Origin of the sequence: Pseudomonas hygromyciniae, assembly GCF_016925675.1 — a bacterium.
Lineage (GTDB): Bacteria > Pseudomonadota > Gammaproteobacteria > Pseudomonadales > Pseudomonadaceae > Aquipseudomonas > Aquipseudomonas hygromyciniae.
Genome location: NZ_CP070507.1, coordinates 236,847 through 249,868 on the forward strand (window position 1 = coordinate 236,847; position 13,022 = coordinate 249,868).

The 13,022-nt window shown below is 58.9% G+C and carries 12 protein-coding genes and 4 pseudogenes; 13 read left to right on the forward strand and 3 right to left on the reverse strand.

Annotated features, from left to right (window positions below; all coding sequences use genetic code 11):
- From JTY93_RS28730 to JTY93_RS28785, 13 genes and pseudogenes are all read left to right on the forward strand, one after another.
- Positions 1 to 855 carry a DUF6671 family protein gene (locus tag JTY93_RS28730; protein ID WP_205477299.1) on the forward strand — a complete coding sequence of 285 codons (855 nt, stop codon included), beginning with the start codon at positions 1 to 3 and terminating at the stop codon, positions 853 to 855.
- A 10-nt stretch (positions 856 to 865) separates the two neighbouring features.
- The gene (pyrC, locus tag JTY93_RS28735) at positions 866 to 1,927 is read left to right on the forward strand and encodes a dihydroorotase (protein WP_205477300.1); all 1,062 of its coding nucleotides are present in this window, start codon (positions 866 to 868) and stop codon (positions 1,925 to 1,927) included.
- Between the two features lie 85 nt (positions 1,928 to 2,012).
- A pseudogene (ilvD, locus tag JTY93_RS28740) lies at positions 2,013 to 3,693 on the forward strand (dihydroxy-acid dehydratase).
- Positions 3,694 to 3,702: 9 nt separating this feature from the next.
- Positions 3,703 to 3,966, forward strand: coding sequence for a hypothetical protein (locus JTY93_RS28745; protein ID WP_126325320.1), 264 nt, complete (start codon positions 3,703 to 3,705; stop codon positions 3,964 to 3,966).
- Positions 3,967 to 4,054: 88 nt separating this feature from the next.
- Positions 4,055 to 4,423 (forward strand): annotated as a pseudogene (locus tag JTY93_RS30230) (L-threonylcarbamoyladenylate synthase); the annotation flags it as partial.
- Between the two features lie 115 nt (positions 4,424 to 4,538).
- On the forward strand, positions 4,539 to 5,054 hold the full coding sequence (locus JTY93_RS30235; protein ID WP_375373795.1) for an L-threonylcarbamoyladenylate synthase: 516 nt from the start codon (positions 4,539 to 4,541) through the stop codon (positions 5,052 to 5,054).
- The gene (locus JTY93_RS28755; RefSeq protein ID WP_205477302.1) at positions 5,051 to 5,572 is read left to right on the forward strand and encodes a hypothetical protein; all 522 of its coding nucleotides are present in this window, start codon (positions 5,051 to 5,053) and stop codon (positions 5,570 to 5,572) included. Before JTY93_RS30235 ends, JTY93_RS28755 begins: the two co-directional genes overlap by 4 nt.
- Entirely contained in the window at positions 5,569 to 6,129 is a 561-nt protein-coding gene (locus JTY93_RS28760; protein WP_205519055.1) for a Mur ligase family protein, read from the forward strand. The genes JTY93_RS28755 and JTY93_RS28760 overlap by 4 nt, the downstream gene beginning before the upstream one ends.
- Positions 6,119 to 6,412, forward strand: a complete 294-nt coding sequence (locus tag JTY93_RS30240) for a Mur ligase family protein (protein WP_205519056.1) — start codon at positions 6,119 to 6,121, stop codon at positions 6,410 to 6,412. Before JTY93_RS28760 ends, JTY93_RS30240 begins: the two co-directional genes overlap by 11 nt.
- Before the next feature lie 116 nt (positions 6,413 to 6,528).
- The gene (locus tag JTY93_RS28770) at positions 6,529 to 6,678 is read left to right on the forward strand and encodes a glutamate ligase domain-containing protein (RefSeq protein ID WP_205519057.1); all 150 of its coding nucleotides are present in this window, start codon (positions 6,529 to 6,531) and stop codon (positions 6,676 to 6,678) included.
- 274 nt (positions 6,679 to 6,952) lie between these two features.
- Positions 6,953 to 7,904, forward strand: a pseudogene (locus JTY93_RS28775) (sodium-dependent bicarbonate transport family permease).
- A 5-nt stretch (positions 7,905 to 7,909) separates the two neighbouring features.
- A pseudogene (locus JTY93_RS28780) lies at positions 7,910 to 8,206 on the forward strand (P-II family nitrogen regulator); the annotation flags it as partial.
- A 286-nt stretch (positions 8,207 to 8,492) separates the two neighbouring features.
- Positions 8,493 to 8,699 (forward strand): hypothetical protein, encoded by a 207-nt coding sequence (locus JTY93_RS28785; RefSeq protein ID WP_126325314.1) that lies wholly within the window; start codon positions 8,493 to 8,495, stop codon positions 8,697 to 8,699.
- Positions 8,700 to 8,901: 202 nt separating this feature from the next.
- On the opposite strand, the gene JTY93_RS28790 is transcribed toward JTY93_RS28785, so the two are convergent.
- The 3 genes from JTY93_RS28790 to JTY93_RS28800 form a co-directional block, all read right to left on the reverse strand.
- Positions 8,902 to 9,261, reverse strand: a complete 360-nt coding sequence (locus tag JTY93_RS28790) for a hypothetical protein (protein ID WP_126325313.1) — start codon at positions 9,259 to 9,261, stop codon at positions 8,902 to 8,904.
- A 230-nt stretch (positions 9,262 to 9,491) separates the two neighbouring features.
- Complete coding sequence (gene tnpC, locus JTY93_RS28795; protein ID WP_126325312.1) at positions 9,492 to 9,854, reverse strand: Tn3 family transposase post-transcriptional regulator TnpC; 363 nt, start codon at positions 9,852 to 9,854, stop codon at positions 9,492 to 9,494.
- Positions 9,851 to 12,868, reverse strand: a complete 3,018-nt coding sequence (locus JTY93_RS28800) for a Tn3 family transposase (protein WP_126325311.1) — start codon at positions 12,866 to 12,868, stop codon at positions 9,851 to 9,853. Before JTY93_RS28800 ends, tnpC begins: the two co-directional genes overlap by 4 nt.
- Positions 12,869 to 13,022: the final 154 nt, after the last annotated feature.

A 13,022-nucleotide genomic window follows, 5' to 3' on the forward strand; every position in this document is an offset into this window, starting at 1 on the left:
ATGCACTTTACCCACCATCTCTACCGGGGTCAGCGCGTCGCGCTGCTCACCCAGCACGGCAAGGAAAAGGTGCTCGCGCCAGTGCTGGAACTCGCGCTCGGTTGCAGGGTGGAGCTTGTCACCGGGTATGACACCGACCTGTTAGGTACCTTCACCCGCGACATCCCCCGTGCTGGTTCGCAGATAGAAGCTGTGCGCCAGAAGGCGCGTATCGGCATGCAGATTTCCGGACTGCCACTGGGGCTTGCCAGCGAAGGCTCCTTTGGCCCTGATCCGTTCGCGGGAATGTTTCCCTGGAACATGGAATTGCTGATTTTCATAGACGATATCCGCGCAATCGAGGTGGTCGGCGTCGCCCAGGGCAATGCAAAGAGCGCCCACCTGCTGACGGCCAGCTGGGCTGAGGCCGAATCCTTCGCCCACCAAACGGGATTTCCCGAGCACCATCTGGTGCTGCGTCCTGACAGCGAGGCCGATCCGCGTATTCGCAAAGGCATCGCCTCTTGGGCGACGCTGGAGGCCGCCTTTGCCTGGGCGCGGGAGCAATCGGCCAGCGGCAGGGTTTTTCTCGAAACCGACGGGCGCGCCCATGCCAATCCCACGCGTATGGAGAATATCCGCCGTGCGGCTGAGGATCTGGCAAAAAAGCTCTGCTCGCTGTGTCCAGCCTGCAGTACGCCGGGGTTCTGGATCGTCGAGCGCGTGCCTGGGCTGCGTTGTACGGACTGTGATGCGCCGACCCGCGAAACCCGCGCCGAGGTTCATGGATGCCTCAAGTGCGCGCATCGCGAGACCCGCGAGCGCACCGACCGGCAATACGCCGATCCGCGCTATTGCGACTACTGCAATCCCTGAGGAGCCATCCATGAGTAAGACGCGCCTGACCTTGACCCGCCCCGATGACTGGCACCTGCATCTACGCGATGGTGACGTACTGGCCTCGGTACTCCCCGACACGGCGCGGCGGTTTGCGCGCGCCATCGTCATGCCCAACCTCAAGCCGGCCGTGATAACCACGGCGCAGGCGCTGGCTTACCGCGAGCGCATCCTGGCGGCGTTGCCGGCGGGGATGTCATTCGAGCCGCTGATGACGCTCTACCTCACCGAGGCCACGCCGCCCGAGGAGATCGCACGGGCCAAGGCGAGTGGTGTCGTGCATGCGGTCAAGTATTACCCGGCCGGCGCGACGACCAACTCCTCAAGCGGTGTGAGCGACCTGAAACGCATCTACTCGGTGCTCGCGGCAATGGAGCGGCACGACCTGCCGCTGCTTATGCACGGCGAGGTGACCTCAGCGGACGTCGACACCTTCGACCGCGAAGCGGTGTTTATCGAGCGCCATCTGGAACCACTGGTGCGTGAGTTCACCGGCCTGCGCATGGTGCTGGAGCACATCACCACCGCTACGGCCGCCGATTTCGTCAGCGAGGCCCCGGAAAACCTCGCAGCGACCATCACTGCGCACCATCTACTGCTTAACCGCAACGCGATGTTCGAGGGGGGCTTGTGGCCGCACCATTACTGCTTGCCGCTGCTGAAACGCGAGACGCACCGTCGCGCGCTGGTTGCCGCTGCCACCGGAGGCAGCCCGAAGTTTTTTCTCGGCACCGACAGCGCGCCGCACTCGCGTCACGCCAAGGAGTCCGCTTGCGGCTGCGCGGGCATTTATACCGCGCACGCTGCGATCGAGCTCTACGCCGAGGTCTTCGAGCAAGCTGCAGCGCTCGAGCGGCTGGAGGCGTTCGCCAGCTTCCATGGGCCTGACTTCTACCGGCTACCGCGCAACAGCGACAGCATCACCCTGGAGAAGCAGAGTTGGACTGTGCCCGAAACGGTCCGTTTCGGGAATGAAACGGGCCTACCATTGCGCGCCGGGGGAACGATTGCGTGGAGACTCATCGAAGCATTGCCTATGCAGGCGAGATGATGTGGGACGTGCTCGCTGCTAGCAGCCTGTTGAGCCAGCGCGGCATGCCTGTATGCTCGCGATAACCACTTCAAGGATTTTCGAGATGACTGAGATCACTGACAACATGCGCAAATATTCCTCCCTGGTGGTGGATGGCGTCGAGGCCGCCCCCGGCGCGCGCCATGTTGCGCGCCGTCGGCTTCACGGATGATGACTTCAAGAAGCCGCAGATCGGCATCGCCTCGACCTGGGCCAATGTCACGCCCTGCAACATGCACATCAACAAGCTCGCGGAAGAAGCCGAGAAAGGCGCGAATGCGGCCGGCGGCAAGGGTGTGATCTTCAACACCATCACCATATCGGACGGCATCGCCAATGGCACCGAGGGCATGAAGTATTCGTTGGTGTCGCGTGAGGTCATCGCCGACTCCATCGAAACCGTGGTCGGCTGCGAAGGCTTCGACGGTCTGGTCGCCGTGGGTGGCTGCGACAAGAACATGCCCGGCTGCCTGATCGGCATGGCACGGCTGAACCGACCCGCAATCTTCGTCTATGGCGGCACCATCAAGCCCGGCTACGGCCACACCGATATTATCTCGGTGTTCGAGGCCGTAGGGCAGCATGCCAAGGGCGACATCGACCTGCTCCAGCTTAAGCAGATCGAAGATACTGCGATTCCGGGCCCAGGCTCCTGCGGCGGCATGTACACCGCCAATACCATGGCCTCGGCCATCGAAGCCATGGGTATGTCGCTCCCTGGCTCCTCCGCGCAAAACGCCATCTCGGCTGACAAGGCCTCGGACTGCTTCCGTGCCGGCCAGCAGGTGCTGGAACTGCTCGCGCGCGACATCAAACCGCGCGACATCATGACCCGCAAGGCCTTCGAGAACGCCATCTGCGTCATCATCGCGCTGGCCGGCTCCACCAACGGCGTGCTGCACTTGTTGGCCATGGCCCACGCCGTGGGTGTGAAATTGACCCTTGATGACTTTATCGAGATCGGCAAGACCACGCCGGTGCTGGCCGACCTGCGTCCTTCTGGCCAGTACATGATGTCCGAACTGGTCGCCATCGGTGGCATCCAGCCGCTGATGAAGCGCCTGCTCGATGCAGGCCTGTTGCATGGCGATGTGCTCACCGTCACCGGCAAGACCCTGGCCGAGAACCTCGCCGACGTCGCCGACTATCCGGTCGATCAGGACATCATTCGCCCCTTCGACAACCCGATCAAGAAGGACTCGCACCTGGTCATTCTGCACGGCAACCTGTCGCCGACCGGTGCGGTGGCCAAGATCACCGGCAAGGAAGGTCTGCGCTTCGAAGGTACTGCTCGCGTCTACCACGGCGAGGAAGCCGCGTTGGCCGGCATCCTCAACGGCGAAGTGGTCGCCGGCGATGTCATCGTGATCCGTTACGAAGGCCCCAGGGGTGGCCCGGGCATGCGCGAAATGCTGTCGCCGACCTCGGCTGTGATGGGCAAGGGGCTCGGCAAGGAAGTCGCACTCATTACCGATGGCCGCTTCTCCGGCGGCTCACACGGTTTCGTGGTCGGTCACATTACACCGGAAGCCTTTGATGGCGGTCCGATTGCACTGGTCGAGAACGGGGATGCCATCACCATCGATGCCGAAACCCGCGAGATCAGCGTTGCTGTGTCGGATGCCGTGCTGGCCGAACGCCGTGCACACTGGACACAACCGGCACCGCTCTACACCCGAGGCGTGCTGGCCAAGTACGCCAAGCTGGTATCCAGCGCATCGGAAGGTGCCGTCACCGACAAGTAAGAGGTTGCCATGAATAACTGCAGCGTTTGGACGACGGCCTTGGCGCTTGAGGCTATTGGTTATGCACGCAATGCCAGAGTGGATAAGGGTGATTTTCTGTCGGCTGAAGGACGTGGCGGGGGCTTGTTCTCCGTTGCTGACGAACGAATTGATGCGGACCGAGCCAAGGCCTGGCAGGGCTCTTCGGCCGGGTTTGAGATAGCCCCGCTCTTGGCTCAGATGACAATCTACATAAATGAAAAGGTGCAGTTATGGCCCCGAAAACACTGGTAGTTGATATGGGCGAACCCCTGGAAGAGGGGCTGGAAATTTGGGTCACGTGCGGAGTGCACAGTTCCCTGACGTTCACTGGAGTCTGAGCATGACGCTGTATGGAAGTATCCGGGAAGAAATATTGTACGCCGCCGGAGTTTTGCGCGGCGGCGGCTTGGTAGCCTTCCCCACCGAGACCGTCTACGGCTTAGGGGGCAGACGCCGCCAACGAGCGCGCTGTGGCGAACATTTTCACTGCGAAGGGCCGCCCCGCAGATCACCCCCCTCATTGTCCACCTTGCCGCGGCCGATGAGATCGAGCGCTGGGCGCGGGATATCCCCCGACTCAGCCTGGAAGCTCGCAGAACGCTTCTGGCCCGGTCCGCTCACGCTGATCCTCAAGCGCGCGCCGGGCGTGCTGGACGCGGTGACCGGTGGCCAAGACACGATTGGGCTGCGAGTGCCGGATCACCCCGTGGCGCTGGCGTTACTCAAAGCGTTCGGCGGTGGCATCGCCGCACCGTCGGCCAACCGCTTCGGCCGCGTCAGCCCCCACCTCGGCAGCCCACGTGATCGCAGAGTTTGGAGATGCGGTGGACTGCGTCATCGACGGTGGTTCGTGCAAGGTGGGCTTGGAGTCCACCATCCTCGACCTCAGTGGGGAGTACCCGCGCGTGCTGCGTCCCGGGGCGGTGATGCCCAACGTGCTTACTCGTGTCCTCGGCGAATTGCTCACCGTGAGCGCGGGCGGTGGCCCACGGGCACCGGGTTGCCTGGCCTCTCATTACGCCCCGGATACCCCGCTGCAACTAATAGATGCGACGGAAATCGAGGCAGCGGCCCAGTCGTTTCTGAACTTCGGACAATCGGTTGCAGTTCTGTCAATGCATCCGCCGGCAACCAACGAGGTCGGCTGCCGCTGGCTAATGATGCCCGCCGATCCCAAAGAGTACGGGCAGGTGCTTTATGCGCTCCTGCGCGAAATCGATACCTGGGATTGTCACTGTGCTCTAGTCGAATTACCGCCCGCCAAAATGGAGTGGGAAGCGGTGCGCGATCGCTTGAAGCGTGCTGCTGGCGGCAGGCAGGCCGAACGGGGTTGCGCATGAGCATGTTGATGCTGGTTCGCAGCTTGGAGGATTTGGCGTGTAGCTGTATTGAGCTGAACGACTTCTTCTCATTTAGACGCAAATACTATCCGGAAACGGTTCTCGAAACGCTGCTGGGGATATGGATCGATCCGCGCACGGCGGCGGAACCTCCGGGCGCACTGCTGCATAACCAAGCCGCCTATCGCCCCGTTCGCATCAGGGAAACCGTCGGGCTACAGGCCATCTGGACGCTTTGCTGGCTTGAGACGCCAGCCGGAGAAGACCGCGGCGAGGTGTCCCGCCGCGATCTCTTGGGCGCGTTGATTGAGTCAGCCAGCCTGTGGCAGGACGGTATGCCGTCAGGGCGCTTCATTCCTGTATTCCCCAGCGAAGCACCTTCGTCTGAAGCGCAAATCGAGATGCGGAGTCTGCTGGCGCGGTACTCGCAGCACCTGATGTCACCCTGGTTTCAAGACTCTGCCACGGGACTGCTGATCCATCCGGATGTGTACGACACTGCGCAGGAGGGGATATGAATAGCCGAGGGTTGCGTTTATCCGAAGTCGCGCACTGGTTTGGTGTTACGACACCTGAGCCGGATGCGTTTGTGCGAGGCGTGTGCATCGATAGTCGGTGTGTGCGGCGCGGCGATTTGTTTGTTGCACTGCCGGGTAAGCAGCATGACGGCCATGATTTCTTGACTGAGGCCAAGCGTCGAGGTGCGGTCGCCGCAGTGGTCAATCGGCAAGGGCATGCCGATTTCTGCCAGTTAGTGGTGCCCGATACTGTATCGGCGCTGGGGCTGATGGCTCGCGCGTGGCGTAGCAGATTCGAGATTCCGTTGATCGCGGTCGCCGGGAGCAACGGGAAAACCACCGTTAAGGAGATGCTGGGGGCAATCCTGCGCAGGGCCGCCTCGGTTGCGGTTTTAGTGACACACGGCAATCTCAATAACGAGATCGGCGTTCCGCTGACCTTATTGCGCTTGCGCGATCGACACCGTTTCGCGGTGATCGAACTGGGTGCCAACCACCCCGGTGAGATCGCGTTGCTAGCCGACCTCGCCCGCCCCCACCCTTGGGTTGATTACTAACGCAGGACTGGACCATATCGCGGGCTTTGGTGGTTCGGAGGGGGCGGCACGGGCCAACGGCGAGATGTTCGCGGCGATGGATGACGCCGGAATTGCGCTGCTCAACGCCGACGACCCTTGCTTCCCTATCTGGACAGCACTGGCGAACGGACGTCGGATCATCGGTTATAGCCTGTCGAGCGCGCAAGTCGATGTACAGGGGGGCGTGGCATTCCACGGCATACGGCGGGCGGCTCGTGATCCAATCACCGTGGGGGGGGCCTCGACATCGAACTGGCGCTGACTGGCCGACACAATGCTGCCAACGCCCTGGCGGCTGCTACCGCGGCGCTGGTGCTTGGGGTGCCCGCGAACGTGATCGCGGCGGGGCTTGCCGAGGTACAGCCCATCAAGGGACGGATGCAGCCACTGGTTGGTTTGCACGGCGCCCGACTGATCGACGACAGCTACAATGCCAACCCTTCATCGTTGCATGCGGCCTTGGCCGTGCTCGCCGACACCCAGGGAGAGCGGGTGCTGGTACTGGGGGGACATGGCCGAGTTGGGTGAGACGGCCATGGAGTGGCATTGTCAAGCGGGGGCGATCCGCCCGCGCTGCGGGCGTCAACCGATTGTTCGCCCTCGGGGAGTTGTCGCGACATGCCGTTGACACCTTCGGGCAGGGCGCGCGGCACTTCCAGAGCCACGAAGCGTTGGCGTCCGCGCTGCGCGACACCCTGCATGCCAATATCACCGCCTTAATCAAAGGATCACGCTGCATGCATATGGAGAATCTAGTCGACGACTTAATTTCACATCCATCGAAACGAAATAGAGAACAGTAATGAATGTAATCGATCCTATTATCCTGTTTTTTTCTGCTGGGTCTCGTCGCCGGTCTGCTGCGCTCGGAGCTGCGTCTTCCGGCCGCGATTTACGAGTTCGTGAGCATTCTGTTGCTGCTCTCCATCGGCCTCAAGGGTGGTATCGAACTCGCCAAGCAGCCGTTCGGTGACTTGCTGCCGGATATGCTGGCCGTCGTGGCGATGGGCTTTTTCCTGGCGCTGCTTGCCTTTCCCGTGCTTCGTTACGTGGGCCGTTTCAAGCGCGCAGATGCGGCCTCGATCGCAGCTCATTACGGCTCGGTGAGCGTCGGTACCTACGCCGTCGCGGTTGCCTATCTTGGCTCCCGCCAGATTGCCTTCGAAGAGCACATGCCACTGCTTCTGGTGTTGCTGGAGATTCCCGCCATTCTAGTCGGCATCATACTGGCGCGCGGCCTGTCACGGCAGACGCGATGGAGTGAGGTTGCCCATGAAGTGTTCCTGGGGAAAAGCATCGTGTTGCTGGTCGGCGGCCTGCTTATCGGCTGGGCAGCCGGACCTGACGGATTGTCTTCGATCAAGCCGTTGTTCTTCGATCTCTTCAAGGGCATTCTGGCCCTGTTCCTGCTGGAGATGGGCTTGATCACCGCGACACAGGTGGGCAGCCTACGCCGGTACGGGCTATTTTTGGTTGCCTTTGGCATTGGCATGCCCCTGTTTTCTTCGCTAGTGGGCATCGGGCTGGGGCTGGCACTGGGCTTGTCCGTCGGGGGGATAGCCATGCTTGCCACGCTGGCCGCCAGTGCTTCTTACATCGCGGTACCCGCCGCCATGCGCATATCGGTGCCCGAGGCCAACCCCACCTTGTCGCTGGCCGCTTCGCTGGGCGTCACATTCCCGTTCAATGTCTTGGTGGGTATCCCAATTTATTATGCGCTCGCCGTGTGGGCGCACACGTCCCTGGGAGGATGAAACTAATGGAAGGACATACGCGCAAGCTGTTGACCATCGTCACAGAAGCAGCAGTCGAGGGCACTCTGATCCGGGATATCGAGCGGTTAGGTGCCCACGGATACACCATCACCGACGCTCGTGGCAAAGGCGGTCGTGGCGTTCGCAATGCCGGCTGGGAGGCGAGCGGTAACATCCGCATTGAGGTGGTGTGCGATGCCGATACAGCCTCAACAATCGCCACCTACCTGCAGACGCATTACTACGACAATTACGCCATGATCTTGTTCGTGAGCAGCATCGACGTGCTACGGTCAGAAAAAATTCTGAGCGAGAAGGGTAAGGGCTGTCGTGGTGACGGGATGGCACGAAAGTATACGCATGTGTTACAGCAGCGCTTTCGTGCTCGGAGCTTTGACTTGATTGATCTTTAGTATCAATTACTTAAGGTTGTTTTGGCGGTTTTGGCGCGAATCCCGGCCAACCCTCAGGCTGAGCCATGGCAACGTTGCTTGGTCGCTGATGGCCCATCCGAGACACTGGCTGTCACCATTGCGGCCATCACCCGTGAGACGTGGGCATTCACAACCTGAATTGGAGAAGGCCACCATGTCGCCGAAAGAACTCAAGGTTGATCGGGAGTTCCTCGGAGACGGTTCCGTCGCTTACAAACTGCGCGATGTCGAGATGGGTGAACTGGGACACATTCTGTTGCAGCCCACCCATCAGGGCGACTGCAATGCATACGAAATGATTTACCTTACCGATGGACACTTCGAAGAGAGGAAAGCAATTCTGCCCCCATCGATACCGTAATGGCAGCTTTGAAGATGACCCGCCGCCAGCTCCGAAATCTTAGCGGGCGCAGAGCATCACATGGAGTTCAGAGCAGTCACCGGCCATGGAGGCCAGCACGAAAACGACGCCCTCCTCAGTAGTTCCGAAGGATCGCCGCCATTCGGGGTAGCGCTTCTGCTCGGGGTTGGAAACAGCAAACCAGTGAATCTTACTTGCTCATCTACTTAGTCTTGAAGGGTAGCAATGTCGAATGCGGCAGAGGGTATCCCTCGACCGCTGCAAAAACTTGATCGAGCACGTCCTCGGGAGCATCGAGTGTGCCTAGGATCACGTAGAGTTCGGATAGCAGCTTGCCTTTGGCCGCTCGGTCGAAACCCGCATCGCCACCGACTGATTCAGCACCATCGAAGGCCTTGGACACCGTGTCTTCGGCAATTAGGTAACGGGCCCCGCAGTCACAGAGGAAGGGGTGTTTGGCGTTGTAAAACCGATCCTGAGCCTCCCAGCCATGCAGTCTGATTTCTATGGGTTTTCCGCACTGGGGGCAGAAGGTTGGTTGGACGTCCGTGAGATAGAGCATATGTAGTGGCAATACCTTTCCTGGTTCGCCCCCTCTGAGTTGGAGGACGACGCGATACGCGGTATTGTCGAGCGCCTGCTTTAGCCATGTCTAGGAAAGGTACAAATGTCCCTCACGATAGGGGCTCCTGAGGCGGCGAAAGCTAATTGAACTTCGTCGAGCACCTCCTGCGAAATGCTTGCTGAGCCCTACGTCATGCGGCGCCGTTGTAGTTGCCTATTTCCAAGGGCTTACTGCTCATGGTCGGGTGTTAGATTGACCAAAGGGGATATCGCTGCTTGGGCAGAATGCACCCACCCAGCGAGGGCCTCAAGATCCTGTTGTAGCGATTCGGCCTCCGACCAGATGCAGGCATTCTCAGTAGGTACAGTCAGTGGAGCGCCCTCTACAAGGGTTAGGGTCATCGCGTGGAGCTTCAGCAACTCATCACGGACAGCCACAACTCCACCCAGCTCAGCCAGACAGGTATCCAGTCGATCCACCAACAGCAGAATCTGGGAGGTGTCAAAGCTATCTCGCAACCTGTCCAGTGCAGCGGCATCCACTTCGCCGTAGGGCGTCACTCGAAACGAAGCGGGTGGAATGTGCATCAGTTCGTCTCCTCAACTCTGTTATTGGGCATCGTTTGTCCACGAATTGAACCCGCGGCCTGCTGGAAAATGGAATCCTTGATCCAGGGTTCCGGTGGACGCTTGAGGCTGAGATTGAATTCGCCAAAGCGTTTGACGTTGCTGGTCAGGTAAGGGCTGAGAAACGATACGTCTTCATCGGTAAACTGCCAACCATCACGGGCTAGCTTCTGCAGGATCCGCATCATGTCGACGGTGTTCTGCAAGATCACCGAGGAAGCGATCATATCGTTGTAACGCAAGCGCTTCTGTTGCTCATCTGGATCGTTCTCGGCGATGACATCGCCGCCGAAGGATAGCCACTTCGAGAAACCGTTGTAGGACTCGATCTTGTTGGTATTGGCGGTTACTTCTTGGCGCAACTCTCGGTTGCCGATCCATTTGAGCAGGAAAATGGTCCGGATCACACATCCCAGCTCCTGCGCTGCATGGTAGAGCTTGTTGCGCCGACTGTAAGAACCGAGTTTACGCAGCAGCATTGGCGAAGATATTTTGCCGGCCTGAATCGACAGCGCCACCTGCATCAGATCCTGCCAATGGGTTTCTATTTGGCTCCAGTTGACGGTATCAGTGAAGAGGCTGTTGATATGCTTGTACTTGGCCGAGCGATCGGGCCGATACATGACCAGGTTGCGCCAGTTGCGGATGCGAGGCATTAGATTGATGCCCAGCAAATGGGTGAACGCAAACACTGTTGCGGACTGGCCTTGGGTGTCTGAATAGACCGTATCGACTTCAACGCTATGATCCGCTTTCAACAGGCCCTCGATGACATAGATGGCTTCCCAGATGCCAGGTGGAATGAAGTGCTGAAAGACTGCGATGTAGTTATTTGCCACATGTCGGTAGGCGACTGCGCCCATCTTCCGGTAACGGAAGTGGTAGCCGGCGAGCAAGTTTTCATCGTAGAAGTCGAATTGAGTCCCGTCGGCCGCGACCGCCTTGCCGTCACCCCAGAGCTTGGGCAGATCGAGCTGGAGATAAAGTTCGACCAACTCCCGGTTGGCCTTATCCAGCTTGTCGAGTGGCAGGTGCCGACGATTGGTGTAAGACAACATGTGCGGGGTCACGTTACCCGCCAGGTGGCGAGCGGCCTGGTTCGGCCCTAGGTTGCAGCCCATGGCGAAGATCGTCATCAGGTAGCGCTCGGCCGGCTCCTTCAGTTTGGGATCGCTGCCGGACATCGGCCCGAAATGCCGGGTGAACTGAATCCAGTGTTCGATGTTGGCCATGATGTCGAGCACATGCCTGGCAGGCATACGCTGTGTGATAGCCGTTTGTAGCGAGATTGCTGAAGGCGGGATGTCACGGGCGACCACTCGGCGCAGCACAGGATCACCGGCCTCATTAATCGACACATCACCGCGGCAACTGGGAAACTTGTCATCCAACTGCTGAGCGGTACTCTCAAGTTGCTCCTTCAAGCTGGCGACAAACTCTTTGGCGGTACTCGGCAGGCCAACCTTTGCGCAGTACTCCGGCAGACGCGCCAGACACTCATCCCAAGGCAGTAACTGTTTGCGGTAGTCAGCAAACGACTCCGAGCCAAGTACACAGATATCACCCGAGCGAAGCTCATTGGCCAGATGGGAAAAAACGCAGACTTCCAGGAAGCGCCGATTGGTCGGTGGCCCTTCGCTGGCGGCGCGACGCACAACTTTGATCCAACGATCCGAGGCGAACGCCAGGTCCACATGCTCGTCGATCCATTCCCTATGCAGGATCTCGTTGGCCTGGACCAAGTGCAGCGCCTCGATAAGCGAGCGATCCTGGGTGGTTGGCTCCAGTTGCAACAGAAGACTCAGGCGGAACAGCAGTGATCGATGGGATTTGAAGTGCTTCCAGAGTAGTGGGAGATAGTTACTGCCGCCTGTGGCCTGGACTTCGGCGCAGGCCTCGCGAAGGTGATCAAGACTCCCTTCGGGAGACAGATACTCGCGAATCAAGCTGCCGGCTTCCTGATCACTTGGTTCTTGGCTGAGAATTTGAATCACGCCATCCAAGGTGGCCACGAGCAACTCTAGCTTTTTGCGCTGACGTAGCTGGATTTGCTCCAACTCTTCCTTGGCTCGCTTGTGAATCGTCGCGATTCGCTTGATGAACATCTCAGCAAGGTGATCCCGTGCTCGTACACGCATCAGGTAGATCAGAGCCAGCATCAAAGTGTAGCGCTTTGGAAGCGAACAATCCTTAAGCTCTGAAACATCCGTTTTCTCCGCTTGATTCGCAAAAAACCAAATCTTGGTATCAACGATTCCCTCAAAGATGGCGTCGAGGTCACCGAATCCCCCCAACCAACTTAAGTGGTCGATCAATATCTCCAAGTGTTTGCGAGAGGGCTTCTTGGGGACCTGCTTCAGGGCATTGAAATCGCTTTGGCAACGACCGAAATCGGTGTCAAGAAGCTCTCTGAGACGGTAGATCACATCTATCGGAGCTCTATCGACGACTCGATTGAAAATCTTTTCCTGGAGAGCAACTTGGGCGTCTTCAGCTGCGTCATTGAGCGTCGAGTAGGCCGGGAGTTCGTAGCCTCGCTCAAGCAGCTCGCCAATCAGGACATTGATGACATCAACGCGCTGATCAAGGACCTCCGCCGCTTCGTGGGCAGTTTTCTCGGCAATTTTCAGAGCATCGCTCCCATAAAACGGGGTGATCTGTAGATATTGACGGATAGCTGTTTGATGGCGATACAAGGTTCGGGGGTTCGCATAACGAGGCGCTATACGAACCCCGTAACGGAGGCAAGACCTGACATGATTGACGATTTCAGTTGGAATCTCTTCAAGACTGGGGAAGTAATGAAGCTGTTGGAATGTTTTCAGCAGAACGGCTAACCCAATGGTAAGAGCAGGGCTTTTAGCCGTTCTAGAGAGCCATTCGAGCTCAAATTCTGAGAGCGAATAGCACTGATGAAGTTCTTTCGTCGACAGGTGCGCTGGCAGCTTCGGATAGGCTGTGCGCTCCAGAGAGGCCATAGGGTTCGTCCCTCAAGGAAAAGCAAAAGCTTCAGCATAGACGGCTAAACTTGGGACGAGGAAAGGCAACACAGAAAAATATTTAAATCCTAGCAACATCTATAGGTATGGAGAGGCCGGAAAATGTCTGGTTTTCCACCTATCTAGGCACGAT

Bases quoted from the DNA above. Each gene is read 5' to 3' on its own strand.
- JTY93_RS28730 (WP_205477299.1), top strand. From the start codon at position 1: ATGCACTTTACCCACCATCTCTACCGGGGTCAGCGCGTCGCGCTGCTC.
- pyrC (WP_205477300.1), top strand. From the start codon at position 866: ATGAGTAAGACGCGCCTGACCTTGACCCGCCCCGATGACTGGCACCTG.
- JTY93_RS28745 (WP_126325320.1), top strand. From the start codon at position 3,703: ATGAATAACTGCAGCGTTTGGACGACGGCCTTGGCGCTTGAGGCTATT.
- JTY93_RS28755 (WP_205477302.1), top strand. From the start codon at position 5,051: ATGAGCATGTTGATGCTGGTTCGCAGCTTGGAGGATTTGGCGTGTAGC.
- JTY93_RS28760 (WP_205519055.1), top strand. From the start codon at position 5,569: ATGAATAGCCGAGGGTTGCGTTTATCCGAAGTCGCGCACTGGTTTGGT.
- JTY93_RS28770 (WP_205519057.1), top strand. From the start codon at position 6,529: ATGCAGCCACTGGTTGGTTTGCACGGCGCCCGACTGATCGACGACAGC.
- JTY93_RS28785 (WP_126325314.1), top strand. From the start codon at position 8,493: ATGTCGCCGAAAGAACTCAAGGTTGATCGGGAGTTCCTCGGAGACGGT.
- JTY93_RS28790 (WP_126325313.1), bottom strand. From the start codon at position 9,261: ATGCTCTATCTCACGGACGTCCAACCAACCTTCTGCCCCCAGTGCGGA.
- JTY93_RS28800 (WP_126325311.1), bottom strand. From the start codon at position 12,868: ATGGCCTCTCTGGAGCGCACAGCCTATCCGAAGCTGCCAGCGCACCTG.